An 18,354-nucleotide genomic window follows, 5' to 3' on the forward strand; every position below is an offset into this window, starting at 1 on the left:
ACGTCGCGCTCGAATTCGTTTCTGGCAAGATCAGCAGACCACTCGACGTGGTCTTCCCTCCTTCATTTGCTTGTAAGCAGATGCTCGAGATTCAACACCGACACCCGCCCTGCCTGGTTGTTTTCCTGCTTTGCTCGCTCGATGGCCGACGCAATCAGAGCGAAGCACTTTCCCGCTTCCACACCTGAGCTTGTCATCGACCTGATAGCGTCCAGCGCCGCATACCTGACGGTTTCGCTTTCGTGAAACATGAGATCCAGCAATACAGCCAGGGCGCGCTCATCAGCAACACTCCCCATGGATTCGCACATGCGCAAAATCCAGAATTCACTCTTGCCATTGACGGCCGCCAGCAGTTCCGACCAGTCGGTGTCGGAAAACTCTTCAAGTATCCCGGACGCGTTCACAACTTCGACATCCGACCAGTAATCGGTCGGAACCTCATCATCAGCGTATTGGCTTATACAAACATCAAACCTGGAATACATACTCATAGGTCATCTCCGGCTACGCTCAGTCGACACCAGTAAAGTCCACATAAACAGCCTCGACGATAGCGTCCTCCTCACCCATTTCAGGTGCGTAGAACCGCAGGCCCAGACGGGTCACATTGAAGCCTGAGTTATTGAAAAGCAGAAACTCGCCTTGCTCTATCAGAAACTGTTGAACGACAAGCACTTCTTCGCCTGCCAACCGCTGACCGCGCCAGGCGAATTGAGCCCATTTCAAAAACTCAACGCCGACGACCATCAAGGCATTATCGAAGTAGACATGAAGTCCCAAATCATCATATGCATCGGTTGGGATAGCGGAATCCGGACTTTTCAAAAACTCGTCAAAGGGGCTTTCGAGGGCCGACCTCGAATCTTCACGGGTCATACCTGCGCAAATCAGTCCAAGGTCTCCTGGGCCAAGCAAGTCAAAATCAATGGTCATTCATTAAAGCCTTTCAAAAAGGGGACAGATTTATTTAATTATTTTAAGCCCGCCCCTGTCGCCGTCACTGTTCACCGCCCATACCTTTCGAGAAACGCCTCATCACTCGAGTCAACGGTAAACAACGCTTGCTCGTATCCCTCAAGGTCATCGTTCAACCAGGTTTCTCCAGGTCGCAGCAGATGAAACTTCACCGTCGCATCGAATTTGTCACCTGAAATGGCTCCCTGCAGAACACCCGGCAGACCGGATTTGTTCCACGTTTCAAACACTGAAGACAAGTACGAGAGCGCGCATGCCAAAAACTCGGTTTTTACGTAATCATCGATATGGATCGAATTAACGAAGCACTCATACCCCGTTCTATCCGGGAAGTTCTTCAGGCTTGCGTTCCTCTGGAAGCTATCCAGGTTCGCCAGAAAAACACAGCCATCCCGCTCTACGAAACCGGACCTTGCAATATCCGCCAACTCCCCGACCAGAGAAGCACGTCCCACCCGACGGAGCATTTTCTCCATTTCACTGTTAAATCTCACACATCCCCCCCAACTTATCTACACGGCGTCAAGCACCCTTCTCAAGGCTGAAGCAGCCCCTAACAACTCGGCGTCAGCACTCAAGCGTTTCACTTCGGCCACAGCAACAACAGCCTTGCGGGATGCTTCGACATTCTCGTGCCAATACACAGCTCTCAAACCCGCCAGCGCAACCAGCAACTCACCGTCATATCTATCGCCTTCCAGAACGTCATCGGTCAGTAAAGCGATGCCGATGGGCAACATTTCCCGCACATACAAATCCTGCCTCAATGCACGACAAACATCTCCCACACTCAGGCAATCCAAGGGCGTATCACGCACGGACAAATACCACTCATCTAAAGACGAGAGCTGTCTCGAAGTCCCATAAAAATCCGGCCCTTGCTCCAAATCTCGAAACCTCATATCCGGCTCCCAAGCCCTATCGCTGAACACACTAAAAGGGGACAGATTTATTAAATCAAATAAATCTGTCCCCTTTTAGTGCACTTTTAGTGCACTTTTAGTGCAAAAAACCGTGCCCACTTTTAGTGTTACAACTCAAGCACCACAACCTCAGTGGATCCTTTTGGTAGCTCCAGAAGATACTTCCACTGTTCCAAAATCTTGTGCCATTCCTGCAATGTGAACCTGCTTTGCGGCTGCCCGGTCCAGTCATCGTTGACCAAAATATCGACTTGTACCCCATCGGGACTCATATTCAACAAGACGTCATTTCCGCCATCGCAAACCGATGTCTCAACGCCCGCCTCTATTGATGAGATGGCAGCCAGCATGCGATCACAATCCTCCGGAACCTGGGCGATAGCATCTAGGACGCTGCACACATAAAGCTCATAACGCTGCGCATCCTCTTGACCAGGTAAAACTTCAGCCACGTCATGGAAAACCTCTCCGGCGACGGGATACTTCCCTGCCGACCTGCGAAAAAACTTCAGCTTCATCATTAAACTCAATACTTATGGCTTATATACAGGGTAAACAGTCGTTCTCGGCGAGATATAATCAAAAGAATCAAAAGGGGACAGATTTATTAAATCAAATAAATCCGTCCCCTTTTAGCGATCGTCCCCTTTTAGCGATCAGCTGAAAAATCTCCTGGATAATTTTTACGTCTTCAGTGATCACTCCATGCCTCCTTACGGCAAACTCAGCATCAAGACTTCCTGGGAATCTTCTGGCATCTCGAGCAGGCGCTTCCATTGTTCGAGAACCTTACGCCACTCCTTCAGCGTGAATCTGCCCTGCGGCTGTCCGATCCAGTCATCGTTGACCTGAATATCAACTTGCACGCCTGTAGCATCCATGTACAGGAGCACATCATTTCCACCCTCGACAATGGAACTCTCGATGCCGTCTTCAATGGATGAAATGGCGTTGATGATGCGTTCACAACTCGAAGGTATTTGAGCGATAGCCATGAGTACACTGCACACGTAAAGATCATACCGTTGCGAATCCGCCTGATCCGGAAGCGCCGCTGCCGAAGCGTAGAAGACCGGGCCTATCACAGGATGGATCCCCCCGTAGGCGTAATAAAATTTCAGATCCACATTCACCCTTGATTGTTTATTCAAATAAAAGCGAGGACAGATTTATATTCATCACGAACATCACGGCACACCTGCAAGCACCCAGCTCAAGGCTAAAGCGTTCCGGACCTTGCTCCAGATCCCGAAATCTCATGCTCGGCTCCCAAATCAGTCGCAAGGGCCGATCCGATCCTGACTGATATCAATATAGTGGCGCGATGGTAGATATCGGGTGTAGGGCCGTCAATTAAGGATTCGCCGAGATCGTCCCACCCCACCTCCCGGACAAGCCTGCCCGTCGCAATAATCTGTAAACTCTCCCCTCTTTCGCCGCCCTCTCCTCCAGGCGGCCATCACCTCTTTATATTGCGGAGTCAGCCTTGCGTCTGTTTCACACCTCCGACTGGCACCTTGGGCAGAACCTGCACGGCCAGGAGCGCGATTTCGAGCACGCCTGTTTTCTCGAGTGGCTGCTGCGCCAATTGAAGCTGGCGCAGCCGGACGTGCTGCTGATCGCCGGCGACATCTTCGACACGGTGAACCCGCCGGTCAAAGCCCAGGAACGTCTCTACGATTTCATCGTCAGCGCCCACGAGCAGCAGCCGTTGCTGACTATCGTGATGATCGCTGGCAACCACGATTCCGGCTCGCGGATCGAACTGCCCGCGCCGCTGATGCGGCGTTTGCGCACCCATGCGTTGGGTCGGGTATTGTGGCTCGACGACGGCCAGCTCGATGCGGAACGCTTGTTGCTGCCGCTGCCGAATGCGTCCGGCGAGATCGCCGCGTGGTGCCTCGCGCTGCCGTTCCTGCGGCCTGCCGAAGTGACCGGCGCGCATCTGGGTGACAACTATCTGCGCGGTATTGGCCAGGTGCATGAATGGCTGATCGAAGCGGCCAACGCCAAGCGCCAGTCGGGCCAGGCACTGGTCGCCATCAGTCACGCGCACATGGCCGGTGGGTCGGTGTCGGAAGACTCCGAACGCAGTCTGATCATCGGCAACGCCGAAGCCCTGCCGGCCAGCCTGTTCGGGTCGAGCATCAGCTATGTCGCCCTCGGCCATTTGCACAAGCCGCAGAAGGTCAACGGTGAAGAACGGATTCGCTACAGCGGCTCGCCGATCCCGTTGTCGTTTTCGGAAATCAGTTATCAGCATCAGGTGCTCGACGTCGTTCTGGACGGCGAAACCCTGGTCAGCGTCGAGCCAATGCTGATTCCCCGCTCCGTCAACCTGCAACGTCTCGGCCCTGCGCCGTTGGCGGAAATCCTGCTGCAACTGGCCGACCTGCCGAACATCGACCTGCTGGCCGAAACCCAGCGCCAGCCGTGGCTGGAAGTCCGAGTCCGACTCGATGAGCCACAACCAGACTTGCGCCATCAAGTCGAAAGCGCCCTGCAAGGCAAAGCCGTGCGACTGGTGCGGATCGCGGCGGAGTACGCGGGCAACCGCGGCGTTGACGGCACAGAAGACAGCAGCGCGCTGATCGAACTGGACCAACTCACCCCGCAGGAATTGTTCAGCCGCGCGTGGCTCGACAATTACGGCAACGAGGTCGATGAGCAAACCCTCAAGGACTTCGCCCAGTTGCTGCAAGACGTACAAATGGAGGGCGAGCAGCCATGAAGATTCTCGCCATTCGTTTGAAGAACCTTGCTTCGCTGGCCGGCCCGTTCGAGATCGACTTCACCGCCGAGCCGCTGGCCAGCGCCGGTCTGTTCGCCATCACCGGCCCGACGGGTGCCGGCAAAAGTACCTTGCTCGATGCCCTGTGCCTGGCGTTGTTTGGCTCTGTGCCGCGTTTGAACAACACCAGCCGTGACGCCAAGGTGCCGGACGCCGACGGCGAAATCGCCACTGGCGACCCACGCACACTGCTGCGGCGCGGCACGGGTGAAGGTTTTGCCGAAGTGGATTTTGTCGGCGTCGATGGTCGCCGTTATCGCGCTCGCTGGGAAGCCAACCGCGCCCGGGAAAAGGCCGGCGGCAAGTTGCAGGCCAGCCGCCAGAGCCTGCGTGACATCGATCAGGATCAACTGCTCGCCAGCCAGAAAGGCGAATACAAGGTTCAGCTCGAAGCGGCGCTGGGCCTGAATTTCGAACAGTTCACCCGCGCCGTGCTGCTGGCCCAGAGCGAGTTCAGTGCGTTCCTCAAGGCCGATGACAACGACCGCAGCGAACTGCTGGAAAAACTCACCGATACGGCGCTCTACACCCGCCTCGGCCGACGCGCGTTCGACAAGACCAAAGAGGCGCGCGAAGCCCACAAGCAGTTGCAGGATCAAGCCACCGGCGTGACCCCGCTGCCGCCCGAGGCTCGCGCCGAACTCGACGAACGTTTCAACGCCGCCCAGCAGCAACTGAAGTTGCAGCAGGCCCAGCTCAAACAGCTTGAGCAACAACATACCTGGCTCAAGGATCTGCACCTGTTGCAGGACGCGCAGCAGGCGGCCGCCGAGCAACTGCAGAGCGCCGAACACGAGCGCGAAACGCTGGCCGGCGAACGCCTGCGATTGACACGTCTGGAACAACTCGCCCCGCAACGGCATCAGTTCGCCCGCAAGGCTGAGATCGATTCACTACTGACGCCATTGGCGGCGCAAATCAGCGCGCACACCCAGCAACAAGGCGAGCTGACTGAACGCCAGACTCAACTTGAGCAAGACCTCAGTGCTGCACAAATCGCCCTGACCCAGGCACAGACGCAACAGAGCGAAAGCGCGCCGCTGTTGCGTCAGGCCTTCGATGAACAAAGCACCCTCGCCCGCCTCGCCAGGGAAGTCGCCTCCGGCGCCGAAGCGAAGCAGAGCGCCGAACAGGCCTGCACTCAAGGCCAGAGCGCAATCCAGACCCTGCTCGACCAACAGAAAATGGTCGCCGAACGCTTGCAACGTATTGCCACCGATCTTGAGCAAAGTGCTCACCTGACACCGTTGAGCGAAGCGTGGAATGCCTACCGCGACCGCTTGCAGCAACTGATGCTGATCGGCAACCGGTTGAACAAGGGCGAGAGCGAACTGGCGAATCTCGAACAGAACGCCGCCCGCGCCACCGAAGAACTGGCTACACAAAAGCAGCAGCTTGAAGTGCTGTTCAAGGAGGCCGGTGCCGAGCCGGACGCCGTCGCCGAGCAGATCGGCATCCTCGGCACTCTGTTGCAGGACAACCGCAAGCAACTGCGCGCCGTCGAAGACCTGACACGCCTTTGGGCCAGTCAGCAGGATCTGGACAAACGTGGTGCCGAGCTGCAACAGCGCCAGCTCGATGCGCAACAGGAGCGCGAGCGCCTGACCCAGGACGGGGTGAAAACCAAGTCTGAACTGACCGTTACCGAACAAACCCTTAACGTCACCCGTGAACTGCTCGAACGCCAGCGTCTGGCCCGCAGTGCCAGTGTCGAAGAACTGCGTGCGCAATTGCAGGACGACCAGCCGTGCCCGGTCTGCGGCAGCAACGAACACCCGTATCACCAGCCGGAAGCCTTGTTGCAAAGCCTCGGCCGTCACGATGAAAGCGAGCAGGCCAGCGCGCAGCAAGCGGTCGATCAACTGAAGGAAAAACTCACCGAGCTGCGAACCAGCGTCGGTGGTGTGATTGCCCAACAGAAAGAGTTGCTGCAACAGCAGGAACAACTGGCGACCCAACAGCAAACGCTGACGCCGAGCATCGAGGCTCATCCGCTGGCCGCGCCGTTGCTGAATCAGGACAGCGACAAACGCGCTGCCTGGCTCACTCGCCAGAACGATCAACTGAACCAGAGCATCACGCAGGACGAACAGCGTCAGGCGGCCCTGCTCACCTTGCAACAGGATGCGGCGCGCCTGACCCAGCAATTGCGTCACGCCGAAACCGCACACCAGCAAGCGGCGCAGCACCTGAGCAATCAACAGCGCGAGCTGAGCGCTGACCGACAGCGTCTGGACGAAGAGCTCGCAGCCTTCGCCACGCTGCTGCCCTCCGAGACTCACGAAGCCCTGCGCGCCGAGCCGGCCGCGACCTTCATGCAGCTTGACCGGCAGATCGCCGAGCGACTGGCGCTAGTCGATCAGCAAAAGGAAGAACTGGCTGAGCAACAACAACGCCAGCAGACGCTTGAGAAGGAACAGGATCGTCAGCAAAGCCGCGTGCAGCAACTGCAAAACGCTGAACAGCAACTCAACGCGCTGACCGCTCAGCAACAGGCCAGCCAAGAGAAACTGACGCAATTGCTGGGCGATCACAACTGCGCCGAACACTGGCAGCAGCAGCTTGAACTGGCGGTAGAACAGGCACGCAACGCCGAATCCACCACGACTCAGGCACTGCAAGGCGTGCACACGCAACTCGTGCAAATCGCCGCCGAACTCAAAGCGCAGCAGGAGCGTTTGCAGGCGCTGGAAACCGAAGAGCGCGATCTGGCCGGCAAGATTGCCGACTGGCGTGCTCGCCATCCGGAACTGGATGACGGCGGCCTCGAAGATCTGTTGCGGGTCGATGACGCGCAGGTCGGCGAGTTGCGCGAGCGTTTGCAGCGCAACGAAAAAGCCCTGGAACACGCCAAAGTGCTGTTGCAGGAACGTGATCGCCAGTTGCTCGAACATCAGGCGCAGCACAACGGCAACCTCGAAGCCGAACAACTCACTGTCGCCCTCGCCGACGTACAGAACCAGTGCAGCGCGAGCGAACAGCTCTGCGCCGAGCTGCGTGCCGAGCAAGTCGAAGATCAGCGCCGACAGAACGCCAATTCCGCGCTGGCGCAGCAGATCGCCGACGCCTATGCCGAGTATCAGCGCTGGGCGCGTCTCAATGCCTTGATCGGCTCGGCCACCGGTGACACCTTCCGCAAGATCGCCCAGGCCTACAACCTCGACCTGCTGGTGCATCACGCCAACGTGCAGCTGCGGCAACTGGTCAAGCGCTACCGCCTGAAACGTGGTGGCAGCATGCTCGGCCTGCTGGTGATGGACACCGAAATGGGCGACGAGCTGCGCTCGGTGCATTCGCTGTCCGGCGGCGAAACCTTCCTGGTGTCGCTGGCGCTTGCACTGGGCCTGGCCTCGATGGCGTCGAGCACGCTGAAAATCGAATCGCTGTTCATCGACGAAGGCTTCGGCAGCCTCGATCCGGAATCCCTGCAACTGGCCATGGATGCCCTCGACGGCTTGCAGGCTCAGGGTCGCAAGGTCGCGGTGATTTCCCACGTGCAGGAAATGCACGAGCGGATTCCGGTGCAGATTCAGGTGCAGCGCCAGGGCAATGGCTTGAGCACACTGGAGGTGAAATGAACACGCTGTATTCGTTCCGCCGCTGCCCGTATGCGATGCGCGCGCGGATGGCCCTGCGTTATTCGGGCGTGCCGGTGGAGATCGTCGAAGTCAGCCTCAAGGCCAAACCGGCCGAGATGCTGGCGATCTCGCCCAAAGGTACGGTGCCGGTGCTGGATGCGGAGGGTCAGGTGATCGATGAAAGCCTGGAGATCATGCGCTGGGCACTGGCGCAGAACGATCCGCAGGGCTGGTTGCTGGGTGGGGACTCACGGATTGCCGAGTTGATCGAAACCAACGATCAAGTGTTCAAGGTGCACCTGAATCGCTACAAGTACGCCGAGCGCTATCCGGAACAACCGATGGAGGTTTATCGCGCCGAAGGTGCGTTGTTCCTGCAGAAGCTGGATGAGTTGCTCGAAGGCCACGACTACTTGTTGACCGATCATCCTTGTCTGGCCGATATCGCGCTGCTGCCCTTCGTTCGCCAGTTCGCCCATGTCGATCGCGAATGGTTTGCTCAGACACCTTACGTGCGGTTGCAGGGTTGGTTGCAGCGGTTCCTGGAATCAGATCTGTTCACCGCCATCATGAAAAAGTAAGCGCTTACGCCAACACTTCGCACATCCCTATCGCCGAGCAATCCACCTCGAACGGCCCGAAGAACTCGGCCGAGGTTTTCACGGGTGGATTGCCGGCCAGCAGCCCCAACGCATTGGCGCGTTCGATGTTGTGGGCGATGGTGTGGTTGGCCTCTATGGCCCGGGCCAGACCGCCGACCGAGCCCTGACCGAATCCCAGAAGAGACGTGCCGTTGGTCATGATCGCCAGACCGGCGATGATCCAGAATCTGTAGCCTTTCATGCTCCGACGGCTCCCGCGAGTTCAACTGAATCCACCGCTGCGCTTTGCGAGCGGAGTTCGAACTGGACGCCGGGATGCGCGATCTGGATCGGTGCATCGAAGCTGTGCTGCGATTGGGACGAGAGGCTGACGAACAGCACCATGACCAGGTACAGACCGATGGCCAGGTAGGCGCCGCGTTTGGCGGAAGTGATGATTGAACTGGCCATGATGTGTGCTCCGTGGACAATGTTTCGACGCCCACAGAATCAATCAAAAAAGCCGGGGTAACCACTCAGGGTTTGGCATAGTAACCATCAGCTTCGTTGATTATTTAGCCGGTCTATCCCGCCGTTTGAAAATACCTATTACCTGTCGGTGCGCACGCAAAAAACTGCCCAAGGCTGCGATCTTTTGATTTTGCTTTTGATAAACAAGATCAAAGGATCGCAGCCTTGGGCAGTTCCAGGACGTGACGGAAATTTCAGTGTTGAGCTTTGTGATCCAGGGCGGCGTAGAAGTTGGCGCTCTGTTGCAGATATTTCTGGGTGTAGCTCTGGGTGTGGGATTTTTTGTCGCTGATTTCAACGTTGGCGCTGGCTGGCAGAGCGACGGTGGCGGAGATAGCGGAAGCGGCGATGATCGAGAAGAGATTGAAGTTCATGGCGGTAACCCTCGTGTTCGGTTGGCTTGCTTGCCCGGTTGGGCCGTGAAGCAAACTTAACGCTCGAGGGTCGCTCGCTTGAAATGCTTTGCACCATTACCTGTTATCAGCAGGATTAATACAAAGCTTCAGGCCCCGTAGACCGGGGCCTGCGGCTTATTGACGCAGCAGAAACTTGAGGTCGCTCGGGGCGTCCATCGGCAGTTTTTGCACGGTTTTACCGAGCAGTCCGGTCTTGCCGTCGCGTTCAACCACGACAATCTGGTTGCTTTTCTGGTTGGCGATCAGCAGGAATTTACCGCTCGGATCGAGGCTGAACTCGCGCGGGTGATCGCCTTCCACCGAACGCCGTTGCAGCTCCTTGAGCTGGCCGGTAGCCGGGTCGATGGCGAACACCAGCAGCTGATTGGCAGTGCCACGGTTGCTGACGTAGAGGAATTTGCCATCGGCAGACGCGTGCAGCGCCGCAGCGGCTTTGTCCGAGGTCGGCTGGCCGGCTGCCAGGTCGACCATTTGCGTCTGGGTCAGCACGCCGTCGTTGTAGTCGAACACCGCAACCTGCGCGCTCATTTCCATGGTCAGCCAGACATGCTTGCCGTCAGCGCTGAACAGCAGATGACGCGGCCCGCTGCCCGCTGGCAATTGCACCGAGGCGGTTTTTGCCGGGGTCAGCGGCAGGTCCGGATTGGCTTTCGGGTCGAATTGGTAGACAAAGACTTTGTCTGCGCCCAGGTCGTTGGAGAACACATAACGACCGTCCGGCGAGGAAATCGTCGAGTGCACATGGTTCGAGGCCTGACGTTCAGGGTTGACCCGACTCGCCGGGTGAGCGCTCATCTGCACCACCGGTTTGAGTTTGCCGTCGCTGCCGACCGGCAACACCGCGAGGGTGCCGCCCGGATCTTCGACCACGGAATAGTTGCTGACGAACAGATGGCTGGCGTCGCCGCTGAGGCTGGAATGGGTCGGCTCGTTGCCCAGGCTCTGGACCTGATTGATCAGGGTCAGGGCGTGGGTCTTCGGATCGATCGAATAGCTGCTGACGCGACCGACCGGGTCTTTCTGGCCAGGGCCGTTTTCATTGACCACGAACACCCGGTGCTGATCCTTGGACAGGGTCAGCCACGACGGGTTTTCGCTCTTGATCACTTGCAGCGGCTTGGCATCGATCTGGCCGGTGGCGCTGTCGAAGTTCATCCGGTAGATGCCCTGGCTGGTGCCGGCGGTGTAGGAGCCGACCAGCAACTGGAAGCTCTCGGCTGACGCGCTGGAAAGGCCCATCGCACCAACGCTGCCGGCCATCAGCAACGGCCAGAATTTACGCATGTTCATTCGGCTTCATCCTCGTCGTCGGCGCTGCTGAGTACATCGCCGAGGTACACCAGACGGTGTTCGCCGACCGTTTTGGTGTCGCTGGCAAAACCGACGATCAACCAGCTCTGCAGGTCCTGGTCAAACGTCGCCGCTTCAACCTGAGCCGGCGTGAACTCCCAATGCCTGGCCGTTCGGCCATCGATGCACTCGATGTGCAGATTGTCGTCTTCATCGAGGGCGAATTCGAAGGCGTGCAGGCCGTCGATTTCGACCATACCGCAGTGTTCGAGGGCGTTGAGAAGGGTGTCGGTTACGGCAGTCATGGCAATCATGTCTTTCAGGGGGAAAGTGGCAATGATAGCTCAAAGCCCCGCTCTTGATCGTTCCCACGCTCCGCGTGGGAATGCCTCAAGGGACGCTCCGCGTTCCAGCTCTCGAATGGGACGCAGAGCGTCCCGGGCTGCATTCCCACGCAGAGCGTGGGAACGATCGATCCAGTTCGGCTTAGAGAGCCTCGCGCGAGGGTTTGCCATCCACCAGCCGCTGAATGCGCAGCGGGTTGGCATTTTTCAGCGGTTCCGGCAGCAGGCTGTCGGGATAGTTCTGGAAGCACACCGGGCGCAGGAAACGATCGATCGCCAGGGTGCCGACCGAGGTGCCGCGAGCATCGGACGTCGCCGGATACGGCCCGCCATGAACCATCGAATCGCACACTTCGACACCGGTCGGGTAACCGTTGAGCAGGATCCGCCCGACCTTCTGTTCCAGCAACGGCGTCAGTTCCGGGAACTGCACGAAGTCCGCCGGCTCGCCGATGATCGTCGCGGTGAGTTGCCCATGAAGCCCCTTCAACGCCGCGTTCAGTTGCGCCTGATCCGCCACTTCAACGATCACTGTGGTCGGGCCGAACACTTCTTCCTGAAGCACTTCATCGCCGTCGATCAACAGGCTGGCATCAGCCTTAAACAACTGCGGCTGCGCCTGATTGCCCTGCTGCGGATTACCGGCCAGATGCTCGATGCCGGCATGCGCCAACAGTTTTTCCAGACCTTTGCCGTAGCTGCCGAGGGTGCCGGCATTGAGCATCGTTTGCGCCGGTTGGTCGCCGATCAACGCCGCGACCTGCTCAACGAACGCCGTGAACTGCGGCGAGCGAATGCCGATCACCAAACCCGGGTTGGTACAGAACTGACCGCAGCCCTGCACCACCGACGCGGTCAGATCACGGGCAACAGTTTCCGAACGAACTGTCAGGGCCTGGGGCAGAACGATTACCGGGTTGATGCTCGACATCTCGGCGAACACCGGGATCGGCTGTGGACGCGCGGCGGCCATGTCACACAGTGCCCGTCCACCTCGCAGCGAACCAGTGAAGCCCACGGCCTGAATCGCCGGATGCTTGACCAGCCACTCGCCGACTCCGCCGCCGTAGATCATGTTGAACACACCGGCCGGCATCGCGGTTTTTTCCGCCGCCCGAATGACCGCGTCAGCCACGAGCTCGGCCGTGGCCATATGGCCGCTGTGAGCCTTGAACACCACCGGGCAACCGGCGGCCAGCGCCGACGCGGTGTCGCCGCCAGCGGTGGAGAATGCCAGCGGAAAGTTACTGGCACCGAACACCGCCACAGGCCCGAGGCCGATGCGGTATTGACGCAGATCGGGGCGCGGCAGCGGCTGACGATCCGGCAACGGCAGGTCGATGCGCGCACCGTAGAAATCACCGCGCCGCAGCACTTTGGCGAACAGCCGCATCTGGCTACTGGTGCGTCCGCGTTCACCCTGAATCCGCCCGGCAGGCAACGCTGTTTCGCGACAGACCACTGCGACGAAATCGTCGCCCAGCGCATCCAGCTCATCGGCAATCGCATCGAGAAACTGCGCACGGCGCTCGGCGCTCAGGCTGCGATAGGTGGGATACGCAGCAGCCGCCGCTTTGGCAGTGGCGTCCACTTCCTCTTGCGTCGCCTGGATGAAATCGTGAGGCAATGCCTCGCCCGTCGTGGCATCGATGCTGTGCAGTTTGACACTACCCGCCGCGCTGCGACGCCCGCCGATGTAGTTGTGACCGAGAATCTGAGTCATGGGATCTCCTTAAAGGGTGCCGATGCTGTCCGGTTGAAAAACGGCTTCAACCGGGGCGATGCCATTGACCAGCGGCGCACCGAATTCGGCCTGGCTGATCTCGAACACATCGCCCGGCCGAGTGCGGATGCCATCGGCAAACGACAGGGTCGCCGTGCCGAAAAAGTGAATGTGCACGTCGCCGGGACGCAGGAACTGGCGGTACTTGAAGTGGTGGTATTCGAGGTTCGCCAGGCTGTGGCACATGTTGGCCTCGCCGCTGAGGAATTCGTTCTGCCACAGCACTTCGCCGTCGCGCAGGATGCGGCTGGTACCGGCCAGGTGCTGCGGCAATTCACCCACGCGCAGCTCCGGGCCGTAGCTGCAACTGCGCAGTTTCGAATGGGCCAGGTACAGGTAGTTCTTGCGCTCCATGACGTGATCGGAGAACTCGTTGCCCACCGCGAAACCGAGGCGATACGGCTTGCCGTCGTGACCGATGATGTAGAGGCCGGCCATCTCAGGCTCCTCGCCGGCGTCTTCGGCAAACGGTGGCAGCGGGAACGGCTGACCGGGGCGCACGACAATGCTGCCGTCGCCCTTGTAGAACCATTCCGGCTGTACGCCGGCCTGCCCCGCTGCTGGTTTGCCACCCTCCACGCCCCATTTGAAGATGCGCATGGTGTCGGTCATCGCCGCTTCGTCGCCGGCCTGCTGGTGCATCTTGTCTCGGGCCGACGCGCTACCGAGGTGCGTGAGGCCGGTGCCGCTGACCAGCAGGTGCGCCGGGTCCGGGTGATCCAGCGGCGGCAGGATGCGCAGCTTGGCCAACAGTTCGGCGTAATCGTGGCTGATGCCGAGACCGAGGGTCTGCACCTGTTGCGCCAGCGTGCCGCCAGCCTCGATCGCCGCCAGTGCCAGATCGCGCACCGTGCGCGCATCCTGCACTTCACGCACCAGACCGCCCTCGACGACCCCGACGCGGCGCTCGCCGTTACTCAATTCGAATTGAACCAGATGCATGATGTTCTCCTGTTAAGACAAATCCTGGATCGATATCAGGTGCGGGTCGCACCGCGAGCACTGGCGGCGAACTGATCAACCGGCAATACGTGTTTGCGCTCCAGCAAGCGATAGACGATGCCCGTCAGAACCAGCCCGAACACCATCACCCCGGACAGGAAGTACAGGCCCGAAGCGAGGTTGCCGGTGTATTCCTTCAACGCGCCGATCACGAACGGTCCGATGTAACCGCCGAGGTTGCCCACCGAGTTGATCAAGGCAATACCCGCCGCCGCACTGGCACCGGCGAAGAAGCGCCCTGGCAAGGTCCAGAACACCGCCGTGCAGGAAAACAGCGCGAACGCCACCAGACACAACGCCGCCAGTTGCGCCACCGGCAAGGACAACCAGGCACTGAGGAACAGGCCGATGGCGCCCAGCACATAGAGCACCGCCAGATGCCCGTAGCGATCGTTCATGCGGTCGGAACTGCGCGGCACGATCAGCAGCCCGACAATGCCGAAGATGTATGGCACCGACGACACGAAACCGGTCACCAGATCGCTGCCGCCGAACTGTTTGATCAGGGTCGGCAGCCACAGGCCCAGACCATAGATGCTCAGGGTCACCGGCAGATAGAACAGCGCCAGCAGCAACACGCGTTTGTCCTTGAGCGCATGCAGCGGATTGCCGTGGCGGGTCTGGCCGTATTCCTGCAGATCCTTTTTCAACTCGCCTGTCAGCCAGTCCTTCTCGGCCTGATCCATCCATTTCACTTGCTGCGGGCCGTCCGGCAGCCAGCGCAGCACCGGCCAGGTCAGCAGGATCGCCGGGGTGCCGATGACGATGAACAGCCACTGCCAGCCATGCAGACCGAGAATGCCATCCATGCCCAGCAGGCCGCCGGACACGGGGCCGGTGATCATCATCGCGATGGGTTGGGAAAGGATGAACAGCCCGAGGATCTTGCCGCGATGGCGCACCGGGAACCATTGGGTGATGTAGTACAGAACGCCGGGAAAGAACCCCGCCTCCGCCGCGCCGAGCAGAAAGCGCATCACGTAGAAACTGTGCGGGCCCTGAACGAACGCCATGCCGATGGTGATCGCGCCCCAGGTGATCATGATCCGCGCGAACCAGCGCCGCGCACCGAAGCGTTCGAGCATCAGGTTGCTGGGGATCTCCAGCAGAAAGTAGCCAATGAAAAACAGCCCGGCGCCGAGGCCGTAGGCGGCATCGCCGATACCGATGTCGGCGCCCATGTGCAGCTTGGCGAAGCCGACGGCGGAGCGATCCACATAGGCGATCAGGTACAGCAGGATCAGGAAGGGAATCAGTTTCAGCGTGATGCGCCGGACAAGCCGCAGTTCCTGGCTCATGAGATCGGTCTCCGATTGTTGTTTTTATGGAACCTCGGGGGACGCCTCTCGCGGAAAACCGCCAGGGCCATCCCTCCGTCGAAAACGACTATATAGTAATACTAATTACCCAACAACACTTCCAAACCGTCGATTTTGCGCTTATGTTTAGCCGAAGCTCGCAAACAATAGTCTTACAATAAGAGAATCGATCATGTCTGATAAGCAACCCACCCTGCGCTCCGCCCAATGGTTTGGCACGGCCGACAAGAACGGCTTCATGTACCGCAGCTGGATGAAGAATCAGGGCATCGCCGACCATCAGTTCCATGGCAAACCGATCATCGGTATCTGCAACACCTGGTCGGAACTGACGCCGTGCAACGCGCACTTCCGCCAGATCGCCGAGCACGTCAAACGTGGGGTGATCGAGGCTGGCGGGTTTCCGGTGGAGTTCCCGGTGTTCTCCAATGGCGAATCGAACCTGCGCCCGACTGCCATGCTTACCCGCAACCTGGCGAGCATGGACGTCGAGGAAGCGATTCGCGGCAACCCAATTGACGGCGTGGTGCTGCTGACCGGTTGCGACAAAACCACCCCGGCGCTGCTGATGGGCGCGGCCAGTTGCGACGTGCCGGCCATCGTCGTCACCGGCGGGCCGATGCTCAACGGCAAGCACAAGGGCAAGGACATTGGCTCCGGCACGGTGGTCTGGCAGCTCAGCGAACAGGTCAAGGCCGGCACCATCACGATTGACGACTTCCTAGCGGCCGAGGGCGGCATGTCCCGTTCGGCCGGCACCTGCAACACCATGGGCACCGCCTCGACCATGGCCTGCATGGCTGAAGCACTGGGCACGTCCCTGCCGCACAACGCGGCGATTCCGGCGGTGGATGCGCGGCGTTATGTACTGGCGCACATGTCCGGCATGCGCGCGGTGGAAATGGTGCGCGAGGACTTGAAGCTGTCGAAGATCCTGACCAAGGAGGCTTTCGAAAACGCGATCCGGGTCAACGCGGCGATTGGCGGCTCGACCAACGCGGTGATCCACCTGAAAGCCATCGCCGGGCGCATTGGCGTCGAGCTGGAACTGGACGACTGGACCCGGATGGGTCGCGGCATGCCGACCATCGTCGACCTGCAACCGTCCGGGCGTTTTCTGATGGAAGAGTTCTACTACGCGGGCGGCTTGCCTGCGGTGCTGCGTCGCCTCGGCGAGGCCAATCTGATTCCGAATCCGGACGCACTGACCGTCAACGGCAAATCCATCGGCGAGAACACCAAGGACGCACCGATCTACGGTGAAGACGAAGTCATCCGTACCCTCGACAATCCGATCCGCGCTGACGGCGGCATCTGTGTGTTGCGCGGCAATCTGGCGCCACTCGGCGCAGTGCTCAAGCCATCCGCCGCCACACCGGAACTGATGCAGCACCGTGGCCGCGCGGTCGTATTCGAGAACTTCGATATGTACAAGGCGCGGATCAACGACCCGGAGCTGGACGTCGATGCGAACTCGATTCTGGTGATGAAAAACTGCGGGCCGAAGGGTTATCCGGGCATGGCCGAAGTCGGCAACATGGGTTTGCCGGCCAAGCTGCTGGCACAGGGCGTGACCGATATGGTGCGCATCTCCGACGCGCGCATGAGCGGCACGGCGTACGGCACCGTCGTGTTGCACGTCGCCCCGGAAGCGGCGGCCGGCGGGCCTTTGGCGGCAGTGAAAGAAGGCGACTGGATCGAGCTGGACTGCGCCAGTGGGCGTTTGCACCTGGATATTCCGGACGCCGAACTGGCGGCGCGCATGGCGGATCTGCAACCGCCACAACAGCTGTTGGTGGGGGGTTATCGTCAGTTGTACATCGACCATGTGTTGCAGGCGGATCAGGGGTGTGATTTTGATTTTCTGGTGGGTTGTCGAGGTGCTGAGGTCCCTCGCCACTCGCACTGACACCACCATGCCTCCTGTGGGAGCAAGCCCGCTCCCACATTTGCTCTGTATCTGCCTCAAGATTGTGTGGTGCCTGCTATGATGCGCGGCATCTCCATCGTTCAGGATCGCCCCGCGCCCCATGGATTACCGCAAACCTTCCGACCGCAAAAGCATGCACTCGCGCATCGTCCAGGAACTGGGCATGCAGATTGTTTCCGGACGCTTTTTGCCTTGCGACAAACTGCCCGCCGAAGCCTTGCTCTGCGAGGAGTACGCGGTCAGTCGGCCGGTGTTGCGCGAAGCCACGCGGGTGTTGGTGGCCAAGGGGCTGGTGTACTCGAAACCGCGCGTCGGCACGGTGGTCAAGCCGCGCCGCGAATGGCACATGCTCGACCCGGACGTATTGCACTGGCTGATGCAAAGCAGCCCGCAAAATGAATTCTTCAATGTGCTGACCAGCGTGCGCAGCATCATCGAACCGGCAGCTGCCGCCCTCGCCGCCCAACACGCCACCGATGCCGACATCGCCGCCATCGGCGAAGCCTACCAGCGCATGGAAGCCGCGCCGACGCCGGAAGCGTTGCTGCAACCGGATCTGGATTTCCACAGCCGGATTGCCGATGCGACCCATAACGACTTGCTGGCGAATCTGTGCAACATGCTGTCGGTGGCGATTGCCGAGGCGTTGAAGCATTCGAATCAGCGGCCGAATCTCCATGAGTTGGCGTTGCCTCGGCATAAGGCCATTTTGACGGCGATAGAGAACCGGGATGCGTTGGGGGCTCGGCATGCGACGTTGGTGCAACTGGATGATGCGCGGAGCGCTTTGAGTGTTGTGCTTGGTACTGAAATTTCTTAAGACTTGAGACCGCTTGCCCCATAAAAAAGCCGCAACCCTAAAGTTGCGGCTTTTTCGTTTCAGCGGCC

19 protein-coding genes are annotated in these 18,354 nt (G+C 59.5%); 5 read left to right on the forward strand and 14 right to left on the reverse strand.

Annotated elements, in window-relative coordinates:
* Nucleotides 1-62: 62 nt before the first annotated feature.
* The 6 genes from IF199_RS17240 to IF199_RS17265 form a co-directional block, all read right to left on the reverse strand.
* A complete protein-coding gene (locus IF199_RS17240; RefSeq protein WP_192558211.1) occupies nt 63-494 on the reverse strand; it encodes a HEAT repeat domain-containing protein in 432 nt (143 codons plus the stop codon).
* Between the two features lie 19 nt (nt 495-513).
* Complete coding sequence (locus IF199_RS17245) at nt 514-936, reverse strand: hypothetical protein (RefSeq protein WP_192558212.1); 423 nt, start codon at nt 934-936, stop codon at nt 514-516.
* A gap of 71 nt (nt 937-1,007) precedes the next feature.
* A complete protein-coding gene (locus tag IF199_RS17250) occupies nt 1,008-1,472 on the reverse strand; it encodes a hypothetical protein (protein ID WP_192558213.1) in 465 nt (154 codons plus the stop codon).
* An 18-nt stretch (nt 1,473-1,490) separates the two neighbouring features.
* Nucleotides 1,491-1,880, reverse strand: coding sequence for a contact-dependent growth inhibition system immunity protein (locus tag IF199_RS17255; RefSeq protein ID WP_208491897.1), 390 nt, complete (start codon nt 1,878-1,880; stop codon nt 1,491-1,493).
* A gap of 128 nt (nt 1,881-2,008) precedes the next feature.
* A complete protein-coding gene (locus IF199_RS17260; RefSeq protein ID WP_244142398.1) occupies nt 2,009-2,422 on the reverse strand; it encodes a hypothetical protein in 414 nt (137 codons plus the stop codon).
* A 192-nt stretch (nt 2,423-2,614) separates the two neighbouring features.
* Nucleotides 2,615-3,028: a hypothetical protein gene (locus IF199_RS17265; protein WP_192558215.1), complete on the reverse strand. Its 414-nt coding sequence runs from the start codon at nt 3,026-3,028 to the stop codon at nt 2,615-2,617.
* Between the two features lie 359 nt (nt 3,029-3,387).
* Between IF199_RS17265 and IF199_RS17270 the strand changes: the two genes are divergently transcribed.
* Genes IF199_RS17270 through IF199_RS17280 form a run of 3 tightly spaced genes read left to right on the forward strand, consistent with a single transcriptional unit; the run spans nt 3,388 to nt 8,851 of the window.
* On the forward strand, nt 3,388-4,632 hold the full coding sequence (locus IF199_RS17270) for an exonuclease SbcCD subunit D C-terminal domain-containing protein (RefSeq protein WP_192558216.1): 1,245 nt from the start codon (nt 3,388-3,390) through the stop codon (nt 4,630-4,632).
* Nucleotides 4,629-8,270: an AAA family ATPase gene (locus tag IF199_RS17275; RefSeq protein WP_192558217.1), complete on the forward strand. Its 3,642-nt coding sequence runs from the start codon at nt 4,629-4,631 to the stop codon at nt 8,268-8,270. The genes IF199_RS17270 and IF199_RS17275 overlap by 4 nt, the downstream gene beginning before the upstream one ends.
* On the forward strand, nt 8,267-8,851 hold the full coding sequence (locus IF199_RS17280; RefSeq protein ID WP_192558218.1) for a glutathione S-transferase: 585 nt from the start codon (nt 8,267-8,269) through the stop codon (nt 8,849-8,851). The genes IF199_RS17275 and IF199_RS17280 overlap by 4 nt, the downstream gene beginning before the upstream one ends.
* Before the next feature lie 4 nt (nt 8,852-8,855).
* Here the strand turns inward: IF199_RS17280 and IF199_RS17285 are convergent, their stop codons facing one another.
* The 8 genes from IF199_RS17285 to IF199_RS17320 all read right to left on the reverse strand — a co-directional run bounded on the left by IF199_RS17285 (nt 8,856) and on the right by IF199_RS17320 (nt 15,515).
* The gene (locus tag IF199_RS17285) at nt 8,856-9,113 is read right to left on the reverse strand and encodes a hypothetical protein (RefSeq protein ID WP_096820052.1); all 258 of its coding nucleotides are present in this window, start codon (nt 9,111-9,113) and stop codon (nt 8,856-8,858) included.
* A complete protein-coding gene (locus IF199_RS17290; RefSeq protein WP_102620963.1) occupies nt 9,110-9,322 on the reverse strand; it encodes a hypothetical protein in 213 nt (70 codons plus the stop codon). The genes IF199_RS17285 and IF199_RS17290 overlap by 4 nt, the downstream gene beginning before the upstream one ends.
* A 254-nt stretch (nt 9,323-9,576) precedes the next feature.
* Entirely contained in the window at nt 9,577-9,756 is a 180-nt protein-coding gene (locus IF199_RS17295) for a hypothetical protein (protein WP_011334602.1), read from the reverse strand.
* A gap of 156 nt (nt 9,757-9,912) precedes the next feature.
* Entirely contained in the window at nt 9,913-11,088 is a 1,176-nt protein-coding gene (locus IF199_RS17300; protein ID WP_192558219.1) for a lactonase family protein, read from the reverse strand.
* Complete coding sequence (locus IF199_RS17305) at nt 11,085-11,393, reverse strand: DUF5629 family protein (protein ID WP_192558220.1); 309 nt, start codon at nt 11,391-11,393, stop codon at nt 11,085-11,087. The genes IF199_RS17300 and IF199_RS17305 overlap by 4 nt, the downstream gene beginning before the upstream one ends.
* A gap of 181 nt (nt 11,394-11,574) precedes the next feature.
* A complete protein-coding gene (locus tag IF199_RS17310; protein ID WP_192558221.1) occupies nt 11,575-13,155 on the reverse strand; it encodes an aldehyde dehydrogenase (NADP(+)) in 1,581 nt (526 codons plus the stop codon).
* A 9-nt stretch (nt 13,156-13,164) separates the two neighbouring features.
* Complete coding sequence (araD1, locus tag IF199_RS17315) at nt 13,165-14,157, reverse strand: AraD1 family protein (RefSeq protein ID WP_192558222.1); 993 nt, start codon at nt 14,155-14,157, stop codon at nt 13,165-13,167.
* Between the two features lie 35 nt (nt 14,158-14,192).
* A complete protein-coding gene (locus tag IF199_RS17320; RefSeq protein WP_096820057.1) occupies nt 14,193-15,515 on the reverse strand; it encodes an MFS transporter in 1,323 nt (440 codons plus the stop codon).
* A 193-nt stretch (nt 15,516-15,708) separates the two neighbouring features.
* Here IF199_RS17320 and IF199_RS17325 point away from each other — a divergent pair, with 193 nt between their 5' ends.
* Nucleotides 15,709-17,445, forward strand: coding sequence for an IlvD/Edd family dehydratase (locus IF199_RS17325; RefSeq protein WP_192558223.1), 1,737 nt, complete (start codon nt 15,709-15,711; stop codon nt 17,443-17,445).
* A gap of 121 nt (nt 17,446-17,566) precedes the next feature.
* Nucleotides 17,567-18,286, forward strand: coding sequence for a FadR/GntR family transcriptional regulator (locus IF199_RS17330; RefSeq protein ID WP_096820059.1), 720 nt, complete (start codon nt 17,567-17,569; stop codon nt 18,284-18,286).
* Nucleotides 18,287-18,354 lie beyond the last annotated feature (68 nt).

It is taken from the genome of Pseudomonas allokribbensis (assembly GCF_014863605.1).
Lineage (GTDB): Bacteria > Pseudomonadota > Gammaproteobacteria > Pseudomonadales > Pseudomonadaceae > Aquipseudomonas > Aquipseudomonas allokribbensis.

Bases quoted from the DNA above. Each gene is read 5' to 3' on its own strand.
- IF199_RS17240 (WP_192558211.1), bottom strand. From the start codon at position 494: ATGAGTATGTATTCCAGGTTTGATGTTTGTATAAGCCAATACGCTGAT.
- IF199_RS17245 (WP_192558212.1), bottom strand. From the start codon at position 936: ATGACCATTGATTTTGACTTGCTTGGCCCAGGAGACCTTGGACTGATT.
- IF199_RS17255 (WP_208491897.1), bottom strand. From the start codon at position 1,880: ATGAGGTTTCGAGATTTGGAGCAAGGGCCGGATTTTTATGGGACTTCG.
- IF199_RS17260 (WP_244142398.1), bottom strand. From the start codon at position 2,422: ATGATGAAGCTGAAGTTTTTTCGCAGGTCGGCAGGGAAGTATCCCGTC.
- IF199_RS17275 (WP_192558217.1), top strand. From the start codon at position 4,629: ATGAAGATTCTCGCCATTCGTTTGAAGAACCTTGCTTCGCTGGCCGGC.
- IF199_RS17280 (WP_192558218.1), top strand. From the start codon at position 8,267: ATGAACACGCTGTATTCGTTCCGCCGCTGCCCGTATGCGATGCGCGCG.
- IF199_RS17285 (WP_096820052.1), bottom strand. From the start codon at position 9,113: ATGAAAGGCTACAGATTCTGGATCATCGCCGGTCTGGCGATCATGACC.
- IF199_RS17290 (WP_102620963.1), bottom strand. From the start codon at position 9,322: ATGGCCAGTTCAATCATCACTTCCGCCAAACGCGGCGCCTACCTGGCC.
- IF199_RS17295 (WP_011334602.1), bottom strand. From the start codon at position 9,756: ATGAACTTCAATCTCTTCTCGATCATCGCCGCTTCCGCTATCTCCGCC.
- IF199_RS17300 (WP_192558219.1), bottom strand. From the start codon at position 11,088: ATGAACATGCGTAAATTCTGGCCGTTGCTGATGGCCGGCAGCGTTGGT.
- IF199_RS17305 (WP_192558220.1), bottom strand. From the start codon at position 11,393: ATGACTGCCGTAACCGACACCCTTCTCAACGCCCTCGAACACTGCGGT.
- IF199_RS17310 (WP_192558221.1), bottom strand. From the start codon at position 13,155: ATGACTCAGATTCTCGGTCACAACTACATCGGCGGGCGTCGCAGCGCG.
- araD1 (WP_192558222.1), bottom strand. From the start codon at position 14,157: ATGCATCTGGTTCAATTCGAATTGAGTAACGGCGAGCGCCGCGTCGGG.
- IF199_RS17320 (WP_096820057.1), bottom strand. From the start codon at position 15,515: ATGAGCCAGGAACTGCGGCTTGTCCGGCGCATCACGCTGAAACTGATT.
- IF199_RS17325 (WP_192558223.1), top strand. From the start codon at position 15,709: ATGTCTGATAAGCAACCCACCCTGCGCTCCGCCCAATGGTTTGGCACG.
- IF199_RS17330 (WP_096820059.1), top strand. From the start codon at position 17,567: ATGGATTACCGCAAACCTTCCGACCGCAAAAGCATGCACTCGCGCATC.